Annotated in this window: 20 protein-coding genes; 14 read left to right on the top strand and 6 right to left on the bottom strand. The window is 54.4% G+C overall.

The annotated features are described in order from the left end of the window. The first annotated feature begins 32 nt into the window (after nt 1–32). Genes ACR0C5_RS18015 through otnC form a run of 7 tightly spaced genes read left to right on the top strand, consistent with a single transcriptional unit; the run spans nt 33 to nt 6,356 of the window. Entirely contained in the window at nt 33–1,040 is a 1,008-nt protein-coding gene (locus ACR0C5_RS18015; protein ID WP_170775443.1) for a Bug family tripartite tricarboxylate transporter substrate binding protein, read from the top strand. A gap of 57 nt (nt 1,041–1,097) precedes the next feature. After that, entirely contained in the window at nt 1,098–1,847 is a 750-nt protein-coding gene (locus tag ACR0C5_RS18010; protein ID WP_480878185.1) for a hypothetical protein, read from the top strand. Nucleotides 1,848–1,851: 4 nt separating this feature from the next. Further along, on the top strand, nt 1,852–3,363 hold the full coding sequence (locus tag ACR0C5_RS18005; protein WP_480878183.1) for a tripartite tricarboxylate transporter permease: 1,512 nt from the start codon (nt 1,852–1,854) through the stop codon (nt 3,361–3,363). Next, nucleotides 3,363–3,650 (top strand): putative quinol monooxygenase, encoded by a 288-nt coding sequence (locus ACR0C5_RS18000; RefSeq protein WP_480551759.1) that lies wholly within the window; start codon nt 3,363–3,365, stop codon nt 3,648–3,650. The genes ACR0C5_RS18005 and ACR0C5_RS18000 overlap by 1 nt, the downstream gene beginning before the upstream one ends. Further along, a complete protein-coding gene (locus ACR0C5_RS17995; protein ID WP_480878181.1) occupies nt 3,647–4,444 on the top strand; it encodes an N-acyl homoserine lactonase family protein in 798 nt (265 codons plus the stop codon). Before ACR0C5_RS18000 ends, ACR0C5_RS17995 begins: the two co-directional genes overlap by 4 nt. Next, nucleotides 4,441–5,718, top strand: coding sequence for a 3-oxo-tetronate kinase (gene otnK, locus ACR0C5_RS17990; protein WP_480878179.1), 1,278 nt, complete (start codon nt 4,441–4,443; stop codon nt 5,716–5,718). The genes ACR0C5_RS17995 and otnK overlap by 4 nt, the downstream gene beginning before the upstream one ends. Continuing rightward, a complete protein-coding gene (otnC, locus tag ACR0C5_RS17985) occupies nt 5,715–6,356 on the top strand; it encodes a 3-oxo-tetronate 4-phosphate decarboxylase (RefSeq protein ID WP_480878177.1) in 642 nt (213 codons plus the stop codon). The genes otnK and otnC overlap by 4 nt, the downstream gene beginning before the upstream one ends. A gap of 393 nt (nt 6,357–6,749) precedes the next feature. Here the strand turns inward: otnC and ACR0C5_RS17980 are convergent, their stop codons facing one another. Further along, on the bottom strand, nt 6,750–7,892 hold the full coding sequence (locus ACR0C5_RS17980; protein ID WP_480878175.1) for a trimethylamine methyltransferase family protein: 1,143 nt from the start codon (nt 7,890–7,892) through the stop codon (nt 6,750–6,752). Next, nucleotides 7,867–8,742: a LysR family transcriptional regulator gene (locus ACR0C5_RS17975; protein WP_480878172.1), complete on the bottom strand. Its 876-nt coding sequence runs from the start codon at nt 8,740–8,742 to the stop codon at nt 7,867–7,869. The genes ACR0C5_RS17980 and ACR0C5_RS17975 overlap by 26 nt, the downstream gene beginning before the upstream one ends. Nucleotides 8,743–8,847: 105 nt before the next feature. On the opposite strand from ACR0C5_RS17975, the gene ACR0C5_RS17970 reads away from it, so the two are divergent. The 4 genes from ACR0C5_RS17970 to ACR0C5_RS17955 all read left to right on the top strand — a co-directional run bounded on the left by ACR0C5_RS17970 (nt 8,848) and on the right by ACR0C5_RS17955 (nt 12,555). Next, complete coding sequence (locus ACR0C5_RS17970) at nt 8,848–9,081, top strand: hypothetical protein (RefSeq protein WP_170380068.1); 234 nt, start codon at nt 8,848–8,850, stop codon at nt 9,079–9,081. Nucleotides 9,082–9,156: 75 nt separating this feature from the next. Next, complete coding sequence (locus ACR0C5_RS17965) at nt 9,157–10,005, top strand: alpha/beta fold hydrolase (protein ID WP_480551770.1); 849 nt, start codon at nt 9,157–9,159, stop codon at nt 10,003–10,005. A gap of 66 nt (nt 10,006–10,071) precedes the next feature. Then, nucleotides 10,072–10,860, top strand: coding sequence for an aspartate/glutamate racemase family protein (locus ACR0C5_RS17960; protein ID WP_480878170.1), 789 nt, complete (start codon nt 10,072–10,074; stop codon nt 10,858–10,860). A gap of 153 nt (nt 10,861–11,013) precedes the next feature. Further along, nucleotides 11,014–12,555 (top strand): phospholipase D family protein, encoded by a 1,542-nt coding sequence (locus tag ACR0C5_RS17955; protein WP_170775464.1) that lies wholly within the window; start codon nt 11,014–11,016, stop codon nt 12,553–12,555. A 59-nt stretch (nt 12,556–12,614) separates the two neighbouring features. Here ACR0C5_RS17955 and ACR0C5_RS17950 read toward each other — a convergent pair whose 3' ends face one another. Next, a complete protein-coding gene (locus ACR0C5_RS17950) occupies nt 12,615–13,955 on the bottom strand; it encodes a serine hydrolase domain-containing protein (protein WP_480878168.1) in 1,341 nt (446 codons plus the stop codon). Between the two features lie 363 nt (nt 13,956–14,318). Here ACR0C5_RS17950 and ACR0C5_RS17945 point away from each other — a divergent pair, with 363 nt between their 5' ends. Further along, nucleotides 14,319–16,280: an amidohydrolase gene (locus ACR0C5_RS17945; protein ID WP_480878166.1), complete on the top strand. Its 1,962-nt coding sequence runs from the start codon at nt 14,319–14,321 to the stop codon at nt 16,278–16,280. Nucleotides 16,281–16,501: 221 nt separating this feature from the next. Here the strand turns inward: ACR0C5_RS17945 and ACR0C5_RS17940 are convergent, their stop codons facing one another. From ACR0C5_RS17940 to ACR0C5_RS17930, 3 genes are all read right to left on the bottom strand, one after another. Next, nucleotides 16,502–17,359 (bottom strand): DUF302 domain-containing protein, encoded by an 858-nt coding sequence (locus ACR0C5_RS17940; RefSeq protein ID WP_480878164.1) that lies wholly within the window; start codon nt 17,357–17,359, stop codon nt 16,502–16,504. After that, a complete protein-coding gene (locus tag ACR0C5_RS17935) occupies nt 17,353–17,751 on the bottom strand; it encodes a DUF4345 domain-containing protein (RefSeq protein ID WP_480878162.1) in 399 nt (132 codons plus the stop codon). The genes ACR0C5_RS17940 and ACR0C5_RS17935 overlap by 7 nt, the downstream gene beginning before the upstream one ends. Before the next feature lie 184 nt (nt 17,752–17,935). After that, nucleotides 17,936–18,235: a hypothetical protein gene (locus ACR0C5_RS17930; RefSeq protein ID WP_480878160.1), complete on the bottom strand. Its 300-nt coding sequence runs from the start codon at nt 18,233–18,235 to the stop codon at nt 17,936–17,938. Between the two features lie 561 nt (nt 18,236–18,796). Here ACR0C5_RS17930 and ACR0C5_RS17925 point away from each other — a divergent pair. Together ACR0C5_RS17925 and ACR0C5_RS17920 are read left to right on the top strand one after the other, a co-directional pair. Continuing rightward, nucleotides 18,797–19,312, top strand: coding sequence for a DUF805 domain-containing protein (locus ACR0C5_RS17925; RefSeq protein ID WP_117870863.1), 516 nt, complete (start codon nt 18,797–18,799; stop codon nt 19,310–19,312). Between the two features lie 73 nt (nt 19,313–19,385). Further along, nucleotides 19,386–20,083 (top strand): hypothetical protein (locus ACR0C5_RS17920; protein ID WP_480878158.1); only part of this gene is annotated, 698 nt, incomplete at its 3' end.

Below are 20,083 nucleotides of genomic sequence, written 5' to 3'. Positions count from 1 at the left end.
ATAAACGCAAGGTTGTTTGGGAGGACTTGGAAATGAAACTAAAGCTAGGGCGGTTCGCGGCCGCAGCCGTGATGGCGACCGGTGTTGCAGGCGCAGCTGTTGCGCAGGATTACCCCTATCGTGATATCACCACAGCTGTGGTCTGGGGGGCCGGTGGCGGGACCGATACGATCAACCGTATGATCATGGCCGAGATGGAAAAACACCTTCCGGTCTCGATCAATGTGATCAATCAAACTGGTGGTGTCGCAGGCTCCAACGGGATGGTCTATGTCATGAACCAACCAGACGATGGTTATACATTGGTTGGTCTGTCAGAGTCGAACGTCACCGCTGCTGTGCAAGGTGGTTGGGATAAGAAGTTTGATTTTTGGTATCCGTTCATTGTTGGCGGATCACCTGATCTGATCTCGGTTCCGGCGGACAGCCCTTACAATACTCTGGAAGAACTGGTCGACGCCGCGAAAGCTGCTCCTGGCACTATTCCAGCGGCGGCTTCCGGCGCAGGTTCGATCCACCACTTGAACCTTCTGGCCATCGAAAAAGGGTCCGGTGCAGAATTCAAGTTTGTTCCATACAAAGGCTCAGCGCCAGGGCAGGAAGCAGCGATAGCGGGGGAAGTTGCGTTGGTTGTGACTTCACTGGCTGAACAGGCTCCGTTGATCGAAGGCGGTCAACTCAAACCGCTTGCTATGTTGACGCCCGAGGACGCGCAGATCGCAGGAGCAACAGTACCATCTGCCTTTGGCATTTATGACGGTCTCGACCGGTATTTGCCGCTCAAGCAGGCCATCGGGTTTGCTGTTCACAGTTCGGCCGGGGACGACGTAAAGGCCGCGCTTGGTGATGCCTTCGAGCAAGCGATTGCCTCCGACACCGTCGCTGAATGGGCCTCTGCCAACAATTATGATGTCGGTGGTCAACACGGCGAAGAAGCTCAAGAGCTGTTTGCCAACCTCGAAGCTACCTTTGCCTATACCTTGCAAGATCTGGGCGCTGCTACGGTCGATCCGGCCTCGCTAGGTATCGAGAAGCCATAATCCGATCACTTTTGAAAGGGCGCGCCTGATCGCGCCCTTTCCCTCGGGAGGCAGGCAATGGACAATCCTGGCGAAACACTGGTCATGCGGACGCGCGACTTTTGGGCAGCAATTGTCCTCATAACAGTGTCCGTCTTTTTCCTTTGGAAGACGTTGGACATTCCACTTTGGGGTGAAAACCGCGCAGGTGTAAGTGGATCGGATTGGTACAACTCGGCTGCAATTGTACCGCTGTTTATCTTCGGAGGGTTGCTTGTGTTGTCCTTCGTCTTGCTAGCCATTTCGATCCGTTCAGGTGGAGCTCAAAATGCGCTTAGCGCTATGCGTATCGGATGGGATAAGTCGGAAGCCTATCGAGCTTCAACAATAGGCCTGATCCTTCTTGCATATGTCTTCGGGCTCGTTCCCAGAGTGGACTTCATTCTGTGTTCTGGGTTGCTGATTACAGCTTTGACTTACGGCTACTACGGAGGTCATCCGCGGCGTGCTTTGGTGGCGTGCTTTGCAGTAATTGCTGCAGGACTGTTTGCCTTCATCGGCTTTCCGGCACAGATGGATTGGAATGCGCACGGCGATGATTGGTTCACGCTGATCCTGTGGATCGTATTGACGCTGTTGGTGCTGGCCAAAGCGACTACCGAACGCGTTTTGCGCTACGTTCCATTGGTGGCAATACTTGCCCCGCTCATCCTCGTTTGCGCGATGGCCTTTGTTTTCCGGCAGAACGTGCCCGCGCGCGGAGGGCTGATCTTCAAGCAAATCGAATACCACTACTACGTGACGCTTCGTCCGCTATGGAAAGAATGACCGGATGGACTTTATCCTCTCGCAACTGGCTGGGTTTGGGACCGCATTCTTGGGCCTGGCAGTAGACCCGCTGACCTATCTGTATCTGATCGTTTCCGTGTTCCTGGGCATCACGTTCGGCGCATTGCCCGGCCTTACGGCAACCCTGGCTGTGACGATCCTGACGGGTTTCTTCGGCAACAAAATCCCGCTCGACTATTCGCTCATCGCTTTGCTCGGGGCCTATGTCGGTGCGATTTACGGCGGCTCTTACCCGTCTATTTTGCTGAACATTCCGGGCACGGCAGCCAGCGCGGCGACGGCGATGGATGGCTACCCTCTGGCCAAAGCGGGTCGAGGGGGCGAAGCACTAGGGCTGACCACAACGGCCAGTTTCATTGGCACAGTTATCGGAACCATCACGCTTTTGATTTTTGTCTGGGCGCTGCTTTTGGTTTCAAAGAACATCGCAAGCCCAGAGAAAGCATTGCTGGCCCTGTTCGGCATTTTGCTTTCTGGCACTTTGATGAGCGAAGACCTGGTGATTAAGGGATGGATCGCCGGTCTGATTGGGCTTGCGATGTCCATGGTGGGCCTCGACCCTCTGTTGTCTGAGCCGCGCTATACTTTCGGTTGGTCTTATCTGATGAGCGGGTTTCAGGTTGTGCCAGTTTTGATGGGGGCCTTTGCCATTCCCCAAATCATTGACGGTTTGAGGCACGTTGAGGCCGGGAAAGTTCTGGCCTTGAAAGGCCGCATTCTTCCGAACCTACGCTCCATCCGACGCTACCTGCCCACCATTGGCCGGTCAGGAGTGATTGGAACTGGGGTAGGAGCGCTTCCTGGCGTCGGCGAAGACGTCGCCGGTTGGGTCAGCTACGGTGTTGGCAAGACCGTTTCTGCCGAGGGCGACAAGTTTGGAAAAGGGTCATTGGAAGGTTTGCTGTGCTCTGAAACAGCAAATAACGCCTGCATCGGGGGCGCGCTGATCCCGCTTTTGGTTTTGGGCATTCCCGGTTCACCACCCGCCGCGGCTTTGATGGGGGCTTTCAAGATCAACAACGTGATCCCAGGTCCGACAATAGACCCCGAGATCATTCTGCGCGTGGTTGCAATTTTAGTGCTGGCCTCCCTGACAATGTTCTTAATGGGCCTGTTCACTGCTCGGGTCTTTATTAAAATACTCGCCATCCCGCAGACCATCTTCTTGCCCGTCGTTATGGTTCTGACAACAATTGGGTCTTTCAGCGTTGGTGGTGGCATCAATGATCTCTACCTGATGCTTGGAGTAGGCGCCGTTGCCTATTTCATGAACCTGATGAAATACCCAGTCGCGCCGTTGGTGATCGGCGTTATTCTGGGCAGCCTGTTTGACGAAACCTTCCGTCGGTCGCTGTTCCTTTCGGATGGGGATCTTTCGGTCTTCTTTTCTCGGCCTGGTGCGGCCATTCTGCTGGTGCTCAACATTGGTCTGATCCTCAGCCAACTGCCCTTCGCAAAGCGCGCTTTCTCACGTTTGAAAGGACTTTCTGTCTGATGTTTGTAGTCACTGTCACTTTCACTCTCAAACCCGGTAAGAGAAGCGCTTTCTTGCCGCTGATGGTAGAAAACGCTTCAACTTCTTTGCGTAAAGAACCCGGATGCCAGCAATTTGACGTATGTCTCGGCGACGATCCCGAGACAGTTTTTCTCTATGAGGTTTATGATGACAGCGCGGCGTTCTCTGCCCACCTAGAAAGCGCGCATTTTCAGTCCTTTGATACGGCAGTGGCTGATATGATCGCCACCAAGGTAGTTCACCAGTATTCCGAGGTCATCCGATGAACGATTGGGAAATCCATGCCGTGAAATACGCGGATCGCAACGCCCGGACGCGAGCTGATAGTTTCATCATCGATGATAATCATGACGCGCCTCATGCGATGGATTACTTCGTTTGGGTGCTCAAACGCGGCGACAAAGTCATTCTGGTCGATACTGGCTACGATTCCGATGAGGCCGCCGCCCGTGATCGTCCCATCGCGATGGATCCTCGCGAGGCGTTGCGGCCCTTAGGCATTGCGCCGGATGCGGTGACCGATGTCATCGTGACCCATCTTCACTATGACCACGCTGGGGGGCTGCATATGTTCCCAAACGCGAAGTTGCATATGCAGTCGGCGGAAATGGCCTTCGCCACCGGCCCTTGCATGTGCCATGACCACCTACGTGCGCCTTTCACGGCTGGCCATGTTTGCGAGGTCGTAAAGCGTCTCTATTCAGGCAAGGTCGTGTTCTACGATGGAGAGGCTGAGATTGCAGATGGGGTTACGGTGCACTGCATCGGTGGGCACTCGCGCGGGTTGCAATGCGTTCGCGTTAGAACGGCAGCCGGGTGGATGGTACTCGCCTCTGATGCCTCGCATTATTATGAGAATTTCATGGCGCGCAAAGCTTTTCCTATCGTCGTCGATTTGCAGGACATGATGGATGGCTTCAAGACACTCGAGAGGTTGGCCTCGCATCCTAGGCTTATCGTGCCCGGCCACGATCCACTTGTGCGTGCGTTATATCCCGTAGGCGCGGCACCCCATATCCGCAGGCTGGATCCAGGGCCGACGCGGGACATTGAACTATGAAAATCGGTGTCATAGCGGACGACTTCACTGGTGCGAGCGACATTGCGAATACCTTGGCGAAGGGTGTTGAGCCGGAAGGTGGGTTACGAACAGCTCAATTTCCAGGTATTCCGACGACCCCAGCCAACGAAGAGATCGAAGCGGGCGTCATCTCGCTCAAGAGCCGCACTGCACCGGTCAAGGAAGCCGTTGCAGACAGTTTGAGTGCCTTGAGGTGGCTCGTGGACCAAGGATGCCAGCAGTTCATCTTCAAATATTGCTCGACATTCGATTCCACGATGGAAGGAAATATCGGCCCCGTTGCGGAAGCGTTGGCCAACGAACTGGGCGCGCAAAAAGTGATTTTCTGCCCGGCCTTTCCGACAACGGGACGCACGGTCTATCACGGTCATCTTTTTGTGCTTGGCAGGCTGTTGAACGAGTCCGGGATGGAAAATCACCCCCTTACTCCGATGATGGATGCGAACATCAGGCGTTGGTTGCAGCATCAGACCGAGGAAGCGGTTGGGTCGGTGCCAGTTGACACCGTGAAGCAAGGGCCAGAGGCGATTGCTGATTCATTGCGGAACGCGGAAGAACGTTTTTTGATTGGCGATGCGATTTCGGACAAAGATCTGTTGGCTTGGGGCGAAGCTCTAAAGGATGCCGAACTCATCACCGGGGGATCGGGCATAGCATTGGGCTTAGCACGAAACTTCTTGGGAGAGACTTCATCCAAAAGTACTGGCAGCGAGTTCACCGGTTTCGCTGGGCCTGCCGCGATCCTTGCCGGGTCGTGCTCGGGTGCGACCCGAGAGCAGATCAATGTGCATGCGGAATCCAATCCGACGTTCGCCATCGATGTTCCGGGTGTTATGTCCGGGGATGTGACCACACAAACGCTTCTGGATTTCTTCGCAGCGCATTCGGGGCAGGCTCCGCTCGCGTACTCGTCGGGAAGTCCTGATGATGTGCGTGCGATCCAAAGTCAATTCGGTCAGGAAGCTGTAGCGGACAGGCTGGACAATCTCTTTGCAGATACCGCGCGAGAGCTTGTTCAGAAGAGCTACAAGCGATTGGTGGTGGCTGGAGGGGAAACCTCGGGAGCTGTTGCCAAGGCCATTTCTGAAGAACTCGGGTCACCTGCCATGTCAATTGGGCCAGAGATCGACCCGGGTGTGCCAGTCCTAAGCGTTGGAAGAACTGAACCTATTGCGCTGGCTTTAAAGTCTGGAAACTTTGGCGCTTCAGACTTCTTTGCAAAAGCGCTCAGAATGATGGAGGCAGGCAAATGAGTTCGGATGAAACGGCGCTGCGGCAGCAGATGTCAGAGCTGTGCGCCTCGCTGTTTGCGCGTGGCTTTTCCGTTGGCACAGCTGGCAATGTCTCGGCACGACTTGATGACGGAATCCTCATGACGCCAACAAATTCGACCTTGGGCGATATCGACCCCGAGCGCATCGCCAAGATTGATTTGGATGGGAACCATGTCTCCGGAGACAAGCCGACCAAGGAGGTATTTCTGCACCAAGCCTTCTATGAGACGCGGCCAGAAGCTGGAGCAGTGGTGCATCTGCACTCGACCTGGGCAACTGCACTGTCGTGTCTGGAAGACACCGATCCCAGTGACTGTATTCCACCGCTTACACCATACGTGGTAATGCGAGTAGGCACGGTCAAACTAGTTCCATACATCAAGCCGGGTGATCCGGAATCCGGTGATCTGATCCGCGAACTGGGTGGCAACTATAGTGCGGTTCTGTTGGCCAATCACGGACCTGTCGTATCGGGAAAGGACCTCTTCTCGGCGGTCTGTGCAGCAGAAGAGTTAGAAGAAACAGCCAAGCTGCTCGTGGCTTTGCGGGGCCTGCCAACCCGGATGTTGGATGCAGCACAAGTCGCAGAACTCAAAGAGACTTTCGGAAGGATGTAGTCGAACACCGAGAGGGAGTGTGCAATCTTTTGGTCAAATCGAGCAAACTAATGCGCAAATACCACGCAAGTTATGGGCGAGATGACCTAAATTTAATGACTAAAATCAATATTATGAGCGCAGTGTTATGCGCGCCTACAGAAAATGTGGGTTTGCGCACAACACTTCTCGCATCCAATATGTCTGCGTAGTTTGCCCAAGATTTTGCGCCGCGCGATTGTCTGCCTTGGCGATGAATGCAATCAATTTTTGGCGAAATCGTTGCGGCTATGGCCCTTTGCGTTGCTCAATCCCGCAACGGGGCTTCCTAGGGAAACTTAAACTATCACGCAGGGTCTGCGATGCGCACAACCCGGACTTTTCTAAGTATGACGAACGGCTCACAGCCGTCGTTCAGAAGTATCCTGATGAATGACGAATTTGGAGATTTGAGAGCTGCGCCTCTAGGATAGCCTCATCAGAATTGAACTTCTCAACACCGACAGTCCGCCCAAACTCCAGCCAACCCGCCGCATGCAGGATCAGGTCGGCCCTTCCCAAAAAAGATGCTCCGAAGGCGCTGGCACCTTCATATCCCGCCTGAGCGTCATTGATCTTGGACGACGTGACCAATCCGTCGCCACGGCAGGGAACCCCAAGTCGGCGCACCAGCTGGCAACCGGCCAATTGGGCCAGGTGAGATTCTGGCGTTCCAAAGATCGGGCCCATGAACTGCATCGAAAACGGGGTTGCGAAGATCCCGCCGACCACTGGCGCCCCAGGGCGATAGATTTGCGTCAAAGCCAGCCCAACCATGATTTCCGCAAGCCCCTGCGCCAGCGCCCCGGCAACGGTCACCGGTGCCGTGGCCCCCATCATCATGTAAGAGGTAACAAGGCTGGCCTGACCCAATTCAGCCGAAGCACGCAGGCAGCGCAGGGGATTGGTCTGAAAGACCAACGGGGGCGTCAGATTGATCAAATGAAGCAACCGACAGTCTTCGTCCGTATCCTTGACCCCAGCCGCGCTAGCCACCTCGCGCAGGGCGTCTTCGGACAGGACGGTGCCCATCATCGGCTTATCCGAAAGCTCCAAATGGGCGCGGGCGAGCTCCATGTAGGGCACCAGTGCGTCCCCGTCGTGTGCGATGCAAAGCTGAAAGCCGGTGCTGTCGATTGCCGGCGAAGCATCGCACAGGCGCACGAGTTCGCGGTAGTCCTCGAGGGTGCCCTGGCGAATGGTGTCGTTCGCGTGCCGGACATTCGGAGGGCCATAGAAGGGGACAACCACCGGGCGGTCGCCTCCGACTGTGACCGAATCCGCTTCGGTCTTTCCTTGCCAGATAAAGGAGGCGGGCGCACGCGCAATCAGACCGCGCAGACGGTCAGCGTCGATACGAACACGCTCGCCTTCGATCCGTGCCCCGACAGACGCCATGGCGTTGAGGCTGCCGGGATCCCCCTGCAACTCAACCCCGATTTCATCGAGAATTTGGGCTGCCTGTGCTTCGATAGAGGCCAGGGCTGGTTCGTCAAGCAACGCGTAGGGGAATTGCATTTCTGACCTCAAGGGAGATTTCCTGGATGAGCGCCTTGACTGCATCATTCCGGTTCTTGGGGCGAGTTCGCGCGACATAGGCGATGGAAGGCGGCTCGGGGAACACATCTTCGACAACCTCCAGGTCAGACGACAGGTGCAGCCCGTTCATCAGCGCGACCCCCAACCCCGAGCGCACGGAGGACAGGATGCCCGACGCACTGGGGCATTCGAAGACCGTTTCAAACCGTTGCCCACCTCGCGCCCCTTCGGCACTGGCCCAATGCTTGTAGAAACAGTTGCTATCAAAGGCGAGAAACGGAACCGGGACCGACAAATCCAGCGGAAGGTCATGAGATTTGATCCAATGCAACTGGTCTTCATAGAGAACCAGATCGTCAGGGTGCACATCACGGCTGAAGACCTGCATGACCGCAACGTCGATTTCACCGGCCTCCAGCCAGTCTGCGAGGGTCAGGCTCTGGCTGATCCGGGTGCGCACCTGGGTTTCCGGGTGCAGCCGGGTGAAGCGGCCCAAAATGCGGGCCACGTCGCCACCCGTTGTGTCTTCGGTCATGCCCAGTTGGATCGTGCCCTTGAGTGGTTTCTTGCCCAACGCCGCCAGCGCCTCGTCATGCAGATCCATCATGCGCTGTGCATATTCCAGCAACCGCTCACCCGCTTCAGTAAACAGCGGTCCGCCTGCACGGCGCGCCAGAAGATCGCAATCCAGCACCTTTTCCAACCGCCTGACCTTGTGGCTGACCGCCGGTTGCGACAGCGCAAGGTGTTCGGCCGCGCGGGTAACGCCCCCATGAGACGAGATTGCCAGAAGCGCCCGCAGGCCATCTATTTCCAGCCGTTCAGCCATGACACAGCTCCATTCGAATTTCTTATCGATTCATGACAATCATTCATTTGATAGATTGATTGCTCTGAAACTACAATCGGGGAAAGTCAGAAAACGGATTGAAACATGACAACCGATGCAAACAAATCGCTTGAGTGGGGTGGAGCCTTTTTGTCTATCGCCTATTCCCTGCTCATCGCCTCCAACACTGGATACGAGGTGCTTTCCTTCGTGTTTTTCCTGTTGTCGGCGCTGCTGCTTTTTACCCTTGCGGTGCGCAAGCGGATGTGGGGCTGGACGACGATGCAGGGCTTCTACATCGCCGCCGGCGCCTACGGCATCTTTGCCTGGAGCGTCTGACCGTTCCTGCGCTCCCTTTCCTTGAAATCATCCCGAATAGCTGCCCGACCAGCCTACCAACGCAGGAGAAAAATCGTGATCCAACTTGTGGACCAACACCTTGTGATAAACGGAAACCGCATCGCTCACGGCGTGCATGGTGAAGGCGAACCCGTGGTCCTTATCCACGGCACTCCGTCCTCATCCTGGATCTGGCGTAACATCCTGCCTTCGCTGGTAGAGGCTGGGTACAAGGTGCATGTATACGACTTGCTCGGGTATGGTCTGTCGGAACGTCCGCGCGACCCGAACATCGACACCTCGGTCACCGGGCAGGTTCCGATCCTTGAAGGGCTGCTCGACATCTGGGGGTTGGATGGCCTGCATGTCATAGCTCATGACATCGGTGGTGGTATCGCCCAGCGGTTCGGCATCCAATCCCCTGAGCGTGTCCGCACGCTGACCATGATCGACGTGGTAAGCTATGACAGCTGGCCCTCGAAGCGTACCCATGAACAGATGCAAGCGGGTCTTGAGAAGCTGATCAAGGCGCCGGATGCAGAACACCGTGAGCATTTCCGGGAATGGCTCTATTCGACAGTGCAGAACAAGAAACGTCTCGCCGAGACCTCGATGGAAACCTACCTCGATTTCATCTGTGGTCCCGTAGGACAGGGCAGTTTCTTTCAGCATCAGGTTATGCACTACGACCCCAAGCATACCGATGAGGTTGCACCGCGCTACGCCGAACTCGGTGAGCGTCCGGTCCAATTGATCTGGGGCGCGGATGACGCCTGGCAGGTGGTCGCGTGGGCCTGCAAGCTGAGCGACGCCATTCCCGGCTCGGAACTGCATGTGCTCGAGGACTGCGGCCACTTTTCGATGGAAGACCAGCCGGAGAAGATCTCGGCCCTGCTGGTCGACTTCCTCAAACGCAACAGCTGATCAGACTGGGTTGGGTCGACTGTATGTTGGCCCGCCCAAATGCCTAACACGAAGAGGCCCAACTAAGTGTTTTATGCACCCCGTGACCCCGGCATCAAAGATATCCGCGCGCGTCAGAACCATGTGGGCTATGGGATGGGCCTTGGCGTCATGCTTCTGGACGATGCCTATCCGGGCTTCCCCGGTGACGTGCGAAACCCAAGCGCGTTTCCCTTTCCGATCCAGTATGACATCGCCACGGAAGTCAGCAACAAGACCTTGGTTTGGGACCAGGACAAAACACCAGTTCGCGCGCCCATCATTGCATCCGCAAAGCGGTTGGAAAAATACGGGTGCCGCGCCATTGCCGCGGAATGTGGGTACTTTGCCTATTTCCAGCAGGAGGTGGCCAACGCCGTTAGCGTGCCGGTGTTCACGTCCAGCCTGCTGCAGGTGCCATTTGCCCAGACCCTCATAGGCAGCAGTAAGAAGGTGGCAATCCTGTGTGCTCAACGCCGCTTCCTGACGGATCGCCACCTTGAGGCTGTCGGAATTGATCCGAATTCCAATCTAATCATTGGCGGCGCCCAGGACGAGCTGGGGGTGACCGAGTTCGACAAACTCTGGGATCCGGAAAAACGCCCGCAAGAGCCGTACGCACGTTACGAAGCCTGCGAAATACAGATGGTCGAAGCGACAAAGGCACTTGTGGCACGTGATCAGAACATTGGCGCCATCATCTATGAGTGCACAGGAATGCAACCGTTTAGCCGTGCCGCACAGCGCGAGGTGGGTCTACCTATCTTCGACTGGGGAACCTTACTACACTATGCCTACTCGGTGGTCGCTGCCCGAGACTACTTTGGGCATGTTTAATCGGGTTTGCACGAAAACATGGCTGACCAATTCCATAGCTGACAAACTTTGGTGCTCAGCCTGTTGCTCCAACCTAAACTCTTGAAAAACTATCTGTCGATAGGCCAATCTCAGCTGCAAGAACAATCCGAAGTGCCACCTATGGATCCCCGAATGCGGCTGATCAGAACATGTTTGATTTTGGTAGCGGTGATCGCAGTGACCATAATGGGGTTACGATTGACGTTTCCGCTTCCTGAAGAAAACTTTTCTGAGCCAACGCTGAAGGAAGATGCCGATTGGGTCGGACCACTGGGTGCAACAATAAAAAATGCACTTGAACGCAATCCCGGGCTCGACGGTGTAAGGCCGTTAGGAAATGGACGTGCAGCCTTTGCGGCCCGGGCGATCCTTGCAAGAGAAGCGACATCCTCAATCGATGCTCAGTACTACATCTGGCAAGATGACGTGACCGGCCTGATGCTTTTGGAAGAGCTCAGAGCAGCAGCAGAGCGCGGCGTGCGCGTTAGATTGTTGGTCGACGATAACGGTATCTCTGGATTGGATGGTTTGCTCGCCGAACTGGACGCCCTGCCACATGCAAATGTACGCATTTTCAATCCGTTCACTTTGAGGAACCCAAAACTTCTGTCTTATGCATTTGACTTTGGTCGCCTGAACCGGCGGATGCACAATAAATCAATGACTGTGGACGGTGTCGCCACGATTGTTGGCGGACGCAACATAGGAGACATCTATTTCGACTACGGGGCGGGAACGCACTACCTGGATGTAGACGCGATAGCTATTGGCCCGATTGTAGATGAGGTATCGCAATCCTTCGACGCATATTGGAACAGTGCTTCCGCGTACGACGCGGAGTTATTTTTGGAGCCTTCGTCGGAAAAAACTCTGAAAACGAAGGCAGACGCCGCGCGCCAGACTGCGGTTGGCGCAGGTTATCAAAGGGCTATTCAGGAAAATGAACTGGCCGACCGGATATCGGCGCGCGATCTGAAATTCGAATGGAGCGAAGTCACTCTTTTCGTCGACGATCCGTCAAAAGGGCTGGGCGAAGTCGAGAGTGGAGATCTGATTGTCGAGCAACTTATCGAATTCGCCAAAACCTCTGAGACCTCGCTAGACCTTGTCTCAGCGTATTTCATTCCGGGCGAAAGAGGCGCGGAGGTTTTGGAGGGGTTGGCAGAGTCCGGAGTGAAGGTCCGCATTCTGACCAACTCATTGGATGCCACGGATGTTATGCCCGTTCACGCGGCCTATATGCGTTACAGGGAAGACTTGCTGAACAGCGGTGTAGAGTTGTTAGAGCTTCGAGCTTTGCGGCGTGAACATCGCGAGCGCAGCCTGCCCGAGATGCTGGCCGGATCGGCCTCCGGTTTACACGCAAAAGTCTTTGGATCGGATGGAGAACGGATCTTTATAGGCTCTTACAACCTCGACCCCAGATCCGCACGGCTGAATACAGAAATGGGCCTTATGATCGAAAGCCCAACTATAACTCAGGCGCTTGCGGAGCAATTGAACCGGCCTGAGTTTTCTTATCGCGTCGAACTCAACGACAGCGGCGAGATGATATGGTTGCAAGAAGAGAAGGATGGGACTGTCACCATTCACTCCGTAGACCCTGAAACCAATGGTTTACAGCGTGCCCTGACAGCCGTGGTCAGGTGGCTGCCGGTCGAATGGATGCTCTAGTCACCAAACGACCGACTATACATTGGCCTGCGGCCAGAGACGCCAGTGCGCGATCTGACCTACAGGGAATTCACAATGGCTCTGGCGTAAGCTTCCATGTCGATACTCGCACCTCCGGTTGCGTACCAAACGACGACTGCGTCTTTTCCTGGCGAGACATAGATGCCTTGGCCATTCATCCCACTTTTGTAGAAATCGCCATCGGCAAAAACGGCCTCCCATTGGTATGCGTTTGCCATCGGTTGTTCACGGAATGCTTCAGAAAGGTGTGGGCCGAGTGTTCCCTTCATGTAGTTTTCGGCAATACCCGCTTTTTGGATCGCGTCGATCATCTTTTCAGATACAACGCGCTCCGCCGCTGTCTTGTCCCAGCTTGGCGTGTAGAGCAGACCAATCTTTGCCATGTCGATCAAGCGGCTGCTGATCAGACCGTGTATGATACCGTTTCCTTGAGGTGACAGCGCAAGGGTGGCGTCGCCAGTCATTCCAGCTTTGCTCCAAACCCGTTCCGTGATCGCTTCGCCAAGTCGCTGGTTCGTAACGGCTTCAATGACAAGACCAAGCATTTGCGTGTTTGCAGAAGAGTATTCGAAGGCTTCAGCCGGTTCCCGCAGCTTGGGTATAGCAAACAGGGCTTCGTTATGCGTTTCCAGGACGCCTGCTTCGTTCGGAACACCAACCTCAGCCCTGACAAACCGCCCATACGGTGTGTCGCCCTTGCGTGAAAGGGGGTTCTCTTCCAGATCCAAACCAGACTGCATGTTCAGGACGTCGATGACTTTTATGTTTTCCCAAGCTGTTCCTTTTGTGCCATCTACATAATCGCCAACCGTTTTCTGAACGTCGATCTTACCCTCATCTTCCAATTGGCCGATCAACAAGCTCGAAAGGATCTTTGCATTGGACATCCAGACGTGGTTGTCCGTCCGTCGCATTCCCGGGTATACCTCGTAAGCGATTTCGCCGTTGTGAAGAACCATAACGCCCTGCACCGTGGAATCGTCGGCATTAATCATCTCGTCAAGCGAGACAGCCTTTCCATCAGCGCCTGGGACACTCGTGGCACCTATGGCATCGTTAAGGTTTGCCGCAAGCATCGCGACGGCCCCGTCGCGGCGAATAACCGAACTTGGCAGGAACTCGGCGAGGTTCATGTACGAAAACGCCCCGGCTTCGGTAATGTCGAGGAACTTCTGCAAATTCCATTCAAAGCTCAGGTCGTAGGCTTGCTTGGCTGTGTAACCATTCCTCAGGTCGCGGATGGAAAAATCTTCTCGCGGCGTTGCGTATGGGTCGTCTTCAGCATGTACAGGAGAAGTTCCAAGGCTTTGCATAATCAAACCTCCAATAAGCGCAAAAACTGAAAAATTGGAATTCGAAAGTAACGAAGTGTTTGGCATCGCAGTATCGCTCCAAATGAGTTGCAACTAAAGTACGGCCGCAGTCGGCTTGTCAAAATCTGGTTTTCAAAGAACTGAACAACTTAGTTTTACGAGGCAAAGCGTAGTCCGTTTTCTTGGGAATTCGAGATTTACTGCCGTTCTATGCTGCCTGGTGAAAGTCCAATGTTGTTTCCAATGCAAGCATTCTGCGAATTTGGGCGAATGACTGCTGTGAGCCCACAGCGGTCAACGAAAGTGGCTTTCAAGTTTGGGTTGCTCAGTCAGTATTGAGTGACTGAGGGCTTAGGTTGACACATCGCAGATCAGCCTGCTCTGATCGAAGCAATTTATTTATGTCCGTAATCCCATTCGGAGGCATCAATGAAGTTCTTTAAGTCTCTCACAGTATTCGCTTTTGCGCTGATGCCGCTTCACGGCGTTGCACAGTCCCCCTCATTGCAAGACGCCTTCGAGCGTTTCCCTGAGTTTCCCGGCACAACCGTCTACGTCGGTGGAGAAGTTCTCACCATGAATCCGGACGCCCCGGTGGCTGAAGCGGTGGCGGTCAGGAATGGTCGAATTACTGACGTTGGAACCCTGGAGGAAATCGAGGGTCGCCTACCCGAAGGTAGCTATGCAATTGACCGCAGTTTTGAAGACAAGGTCATGGTGCCCGGGTTTATTGAACAGCATTTGCACCCGCTTCTGGGCGCGCTTGCGATGATGTCGGATGCCATCATTTCCATCGAGGACTGGCAATCGCCAGCGGGATTTGCGCCTCTTGCCAATAGCGAGGAGGAGTTTCGCCAACGTCTGTCCGAGGTCATCAACACATATGATCGAAGCAGCGGGCGACCGCTGATGGTCTGGGGGTATCACGCGTCTTGGCACGGCGACATGAGCCGTGTGATTTTGGACGAACTGGCCCCCGATATCCCGCTGGCTGTATGGCAACGCTCCACCCACGAGATGTACTTCAACTCGGTTGCCCTCGAACAACTTGAAATCACCGAAGAATACATTGCCGGCTGGTCAAGCGAACTGGCCCGGTCTCAAGCCAATCTTGAGAAAGGCCTCTTTCTTGAAGCTGCATTCTGGGAGCATGTGTTCTTTGAGAAGTTTGCTCCGGTCTATGCATCTATCGACAGGGTCATGGAGGCGCTGGAGTTCACAGAGAACTATTATCACCGCAGCGGGATCACGACCCTGGCAGAGCCTGCTGGCCCTGTGGATCAGAACGCCCAAGCTCTGGTGGCAGAAGCGTTCGGGCCAGACGACACGCCGTTCAACTTTTACTTTATTCCGGACGGTCGAACGCTTGGGAGTATGTTTCTGAACACAGAGGGCCCCGAAAAAGTACTGGCCGAGACCGAAGCTATGCTGGCGTGGAGCGAAGGCCGAACCCAGTTCCTACCTAAGCAAGTCAAGCTCCTGTTAGATGGTGCGATCTTCAGTGAATTAATGATCATGCGCGACGGCTATCTGGACGGGCATGAAGGTCAATGGATTATGACGCCTGATTTCTTCAAGCAGGTGTTCGACCTTTATTGGGACTCAGGTTTTCAGGTCCATGTACACAATCTAGGAGACGGCGGTCTGGACATCCTTCTTGATGCTCTTGAAGACGCCATGCAGCGCAATCCGCGATATGACCATCGCACCGTCGTGGTGCACTTTGGCTACGCTCAACCAGATCAGATCGCACGTATTAAACGTCTTGGCGCGATTGTCAGTGGCAATTCCGTTTATACGCCGACGCTCGCAGATCGGTATTCCGCAGGCAGCGTGGGTAGCGAGCGCACAGAGCGCATGGTGCCACTAGGTGACGCCGTTCGGGCAGGTATCCCCTTTTCGATGCACTCGGACATGCCGATGGCTCCTGCAGAGCCGCTGAAGTACATGTGGGCTGCTGTCAATCGGATTTCCACGAGTGGCCGTGTCGTTGGTCCGGACCAGCGCATCAGTGCCGAAGACGCGCTGCAAGGTATCACCATCGGTGCAGCCTATTCCCTGCAATTGGAGGATGAGATCGGTTCCATCGAGCCCGGCAAACTGGCCAACTTCACAATCCTTGAAGAAAATCCGCTAACTGTGGATCCTTTGACGCTGGCCGATATCAAAGTGTGGGGAACTGTACTTGAAGGCCGTCTTCAGCCCGTCCCTCCCACAGCAGAAACAGACCATGACGAAGCCGGTGCTAGCCAGCTCATCAATAATCCGGAAAAAGTGTTGATGGCGTCACTACGCCACGCACGCAGTAAGGCCCACTATCACGATCACTCGCAATCAACGCAGTCTAACGTCTATGATCCGCTCGGGATTTCGACCTTTGACTCTCGTTGATCGTCACTTGAACAAGCCGGAAGATTGCCCCAACTCGCTCCGATAGGCGCGGTGGCCAATCTTGCATTTTGCGCAGGTGCCGAACCGTCCCACCCGCTGCGTTCTTGAGTGCCAGTTTTGTTCGCCCGCTGCCGGATTTTGGATGCCGATCTGATTGAGCTAAAAAGGGGCAGTGAAATGCGAAGAATAAAACTCTGATAATTGTGACTTCTGACCAAAGGTCATTCAATTGCGGTTTGAAATGTTGCGGTAAGCCTTTTGTTCAAACCGTGATGAGGCTCGGCTGAGGAACCGTAGTGCAATTCTGCCAAGGCAGCGATGTCATTGAAAATGACTACGGAGCCGCCTTCTTCGTTCGCGTAAACCAATAGTTTTTGGCAAAAGGCATCCAATCCAATTGCCGGAAAACCCGCCATTGCCACACCACCGGGTGCTGGTCCGCCGAATAACAAGAGAACAGCATCCGGTAGCTGCGCCCCCAGTTGGGACGCTTCGGCCGCAAAATCCATCTCCCCAAACCAGACTGTATCGTCCTGTCCCATCACAGCTGTCCTGAGACGTACTACTGCCTCTGACACGCTGAGCTCAGATCGCAATTCGATGATGCCATAGTTTGCAAGTAATCCTTTGGTCGGTGCTGGTGCTGCATCCAAGTCGTTCAGGACTTCGAGCAACTTGTTCTCAAATGCATTCAACGCTTGGCTATTATTCAGACCATGACGCACTTTGAGAAACTGAGAGTCTGTGTATGCGATCTGCGGGTGATCATCCTGATCGAAGGAAAGAACGCGAAAAGGAAGATCCAGACCTGCTCGTACGTTCTCTTCCAGAATTGGCGTGTTTATCTCTGGATCAGAGAACACGAGTACACGAGACGCTGGCATTTCGACACCTTCGGCCTCGGCCAGGCGCGCATGATCTATCGATGCGATCGGAGTAGCTCCCGCATCGGCAACTGCAGTCTCAAGTTCTAAGAAGTTTTCGTCCACCGCAATCTGGACAGATGAAGATTGTGCAAAAGCGGATGTCGAAACTGCTAGTGTTGCAATCATCGAGATAGCAAAGCCAAACCTTACCATTTTACCACTTCCTGTTTCATCGTACGTTTTTTCAGTGAAACCGCCTCCAGAGCTGCAATTGTAATCGCGGCTGCAAGATAAAAGAGAAGTATCCCTTTCGGGACGCCATCAAAAAATATGCTAAGTATGCATCCTGCGGCCAATCCCGAGATAGACAAAAATAGAACCCATAGCGCGGTGCGCTGTAAGTCCGGTTTCGCCACGGTCGCTGACCAAAACAAAGCGTTTGCTACGTAAAGACCCATAATCGCACGGAAGACATGCGTCTGATCCGTTCCTTCCACCGGAAGTCCCAGCAAAACTGGGATCGAACTACCGAATATCAGCCCGTACGATAATGCAATTGGCACGTGGCCAGTAGTAGTCACCAGAAGGTCTAACCTAGCATCCATGCAGGCCTCTTTCTCGTAGAGGTTTCGCTTTGCTTGCAAAACTCCTAATGGTCAATTGGTGCATCCGATGATCCGTAACGGATGCCTATGCCATAGCCTGAAAGGCGTATCCGGCAGGCCAAGTCGAGCTTTCCAAAGAGCGAGCCAGTACTGCGCAGCCGTGCTCCGCCGCGCACCAAACTGGTCACAATGCGCCTTCGTCGCCCAGGAACTCGATACCAGCTGTCGTGCCATCACTGTAAGCAATGCAATTCCAAGGAGCACGATCCTCGCCAACGCCTACAGTGACCTGTGTTCCCGCCTCGCTAAACGCGGATGAGAGCACCACGACTTGCGAATTGTTCGTTGTGCTGGCTACGTCTCGCAAACACGCCTGCTGAGCCGGCGTGAGTTCGGCGGACGCACTAGATGTACTCGTCTCGTCGCAGGCTGCAAGCAATGCGAAACAAGTTGCGCCTGCAATCATCACCATCTTGTTGGACATTTTCTTCTCCCTCTTGTTCCCATGAAATTATTGAAATTGGATGCGCTTGTTTGAAGTTCTCGCGTCAGAGCAGGCTATGGAACATACTTCGACCCTGTGATTTCCCTTCCCAACAACTTGTCGCGGGGGGCTTGGTCGGCGGGACGATATTTCGTTGACTATCGGGGCCGACAATAACGTGTGAAGGCCGAATGACGTCACTGGCAAATGCTAGAGCAAACTCTGGAAATAGGGCGAGTACGTTTAGTCTGAGCATCGCGTCCTCCCAGCGCTCAATCATTGTAAAGTGCCTTCCGGCCGCCAGCACTCACTCCAGCAGTCGGAAGGGCTCGGCACAGCGAGCAGCAACGACAACAACGGAGGTAAAATAAAGTTGTGTCGAATTCGCATGTTTGAATCTAATTTCTAATAAATCAATATTTTTTCCGCGCGTAAATTTCTCTACGCTCTCGTACGATAGGCCTCTGCGTTCAAACAAAAAAGTAAGTGGGAGCTGCGAGTGTGTTCCCCTGAGCGGCGAAGCAATTTGAGGCCGCACAGAAACAATGAAGGGATTGAAAGATGGGATTTGGTGAAGCCGTTAAGACGTGTTTCTCGAAATACTTCCAGTTCTCCGGTCGGGCTATACGCTCGGAATACTGGTGGTTCTTCTTGTTTGTGGTTCTCGTGAGTGCTGCTTTAGCTGTGCTGGACACCATCTTATTCGGGACCAACCCCGAAACAGGGCAGGGATCACGGGTTCTGTCCTCTGTTTTCCAACTGGCCGTTCTCATACCTATGCTGGCCGCTGGTTGGAGAAGGCTGCATGATACAGGACGACCTGGCTGGTACTTGCTGCTGCCGATGGCGCTCAGCATTGTAACTCTTTTTGTTATGCTGGGTGGGGTGGCGTTCTTCTCGGTATTGGAGCAAGGGACCGAAAACCCCGATGCATTGCGAGGACCTGCGGCCGTCCTGGGCGTAACCGGTATTGTTGTTGTCTCAATTCTTCAATTGGTTCTGTCCATCCTGATGATCTGGTGGCTGACGCGACCTTCCCAAGAAGGCGCAAACGAATACGGCGCACCTGTTTCCTGACCTGGTTGCCCAGGTAACGGGCCGGAATCTCTGCTGAACGACAGTACGAACCACAACACCATGGAGAGAGAAAATGAGTTTCCAAACGATTTCCATTGGAACACTGATGATGGCAATGGCGACCACAGCATCAGCGGAGTGGTCGTTCAACTCCGGGCCTAATCCCAATGCATTTATTCAGACCGGAAACATGACGCTGGAACTTCAGTGTAACCGTATCCGCTTTGCTCCGGCTGGATACGAGGACAGCCAGGACATTGTGGATAAGCAGGGGCTTTCCATTCGATTTTTGAAGAACGGCACCACCGAAGTTGGCGCATTTCAGGTTGGCGCAGAGAACGCTGACGTGCAGATCGTCGACAATTATCCTGTCGAGGTCAGTTTCAATAGTCAGCAGGATTATGGTTTTGTGCTGGACCAGCTTGCGGCCAATGCATCGGTTAATTTGTCGATGATTGATCAAGATGTCAGCTACGGAAACTTTGACTTGAAGGGTTCCAGCTCGGCAATCCAGTCCCTTCGTTCCGCCTGCGAGTCAGATATTGACCAGGGGGCCTCCTACGAAGCGCCCGAAGGCATTGTCTATTGTGGTGGCGGGGCGATAGAGCGCGTGATCGAACCCGTAATTTTGGACGATCCAGAGGGGGAGTGGGACGCGCGAGTAACGGTCAACGGCGAGTCGATCAGAGCCATGACAGCCTACAGCTACTTCGGAAACTCTGAGCCACCGGCCGGATTTGTCGTCGCCCTTCTTGGTGAAGACAGGTCCGA

It is taken from the genome of Ruegeria sp. N8, from assembly GCF_056531325.1.
This window is presented reverse-complemented; position numbering and strand designations above follow the sequence as displayed.

Coding starts and splice junctions, on each gene's coding strand:
- ACR0C5_RS18000 (WP_480551759.1), top strand. CDS start 3,363: ATGTTTGTAGTCACTGTCACTTTCACTCTCAAACCCGGTAAGAGAAGC.
- ACR0C5_RS17945 (WP_480878166.1), top strand. CDS start 14,319: ATGAAGTTCTTTAAGTCTCTCACAGTATTCGCTTTTGCGCTGATGCCG.
- ACR0C5_RS17935 (WP_480878162.1), bottom strand. CDS start 17,751: ATGGATGCTAGGTTAGACCTTCTGGTGACTACTACTGGCCACGTGCCA.
- ACR0C5_RS18005 (WP_480878183.1), top strand. CDS start 1,852: ATGGACTTTATCCTCTCGCAACTGGCTGGGTTTGGGACCGCATTCTTG.
- ACR0C5_RS17970 (WP_170380068.1), top strand. CDS start 8,848: ATGACAACCGATGCAAACAAATCGCTTGAGTGGGGTGGAGCCTTTTTG.
- ACR0C5_RS18010 (WP_480878185.1), top strand. CDS start 1,098: ATGGACAATCCTGGCGAAACACTGGTCATGCGGACGCGCGACTTTTGG.
- ACR0C5_RS17995 (WP_480878181.1), top strand. CDS start 3,647: ATGAACGATTGGGAAATCCATGCCGTGAAATACGCGGATCGCAACGCC.
- ACR0C5_RS17955 (WP_170775464.1), top strand. CDS start 11,014: ATGCGGCTGATCAGAACATGTTTGATTTTGGTAGCGGTGATCGCAGTG.
- ACR0C5_RS17975 (WP_480878172.1), bottom strand. CDS start 8,742: ATGGCTGAACGGCTGGAAATAGATGGCCTGCGGGCGCTTCTGGCAATC.
- ACR0C5_RS17980 (WP_480878175.1), bottom strand. CDS start 7,892: ATGCAATTCCCCTACGCGTTGCTTGACGAACCAGCCCTGGCCTCTATC.
- otnC (WP_480878177.1), top strand. CDS start 5,715: ATGAGTTCGGATGAAACGGCGCTGCGGCAGCAGATGTCAGAGCTGTGC.
- ACR0C5_RS17940 (WP_480878164.1), bottom strand. CDS start 17,359: ATGGTAAGGTTTGGCTTTGCTATCTCGATGATTGCAACACTAGCAGTT.
- ACR0C5_RS17950 (WP_480878168.1), bottom strand. CDS start 13,955: ATGCCAAACACTTCGTTACTTTCGAATTCCAATTTTTCAGTTTTTGCG.
- ACR0C5_RS17925 (WP_117870863.1), top strand. CDS start 18,797: ATGGGATTTGGTGAAGCCGTTAAGACGTGTTTCTCGAAATACTTCCAG.
- otnK (WP_480878179.1), top strand. CDS start 4,441: ATGAAAATCGGTGTCATAGCGGACGACTTCACTGGTGCGAGCGACATT.
- ACR0C5_RS17930 (WP_480878160.1), bottom strand. CDS start 18,235: ATGTCCAACAAGATGGTGATGATTGCAGGCGCAACTTGTTTCGCATTG.
- ACR0C5_RS18015 (WP_170775443.1), top strand. CDS start 33: ATGAAACTAAAGCTAGGGCGGTTCGCGGCCGCAGCCGTGATGGCGACC.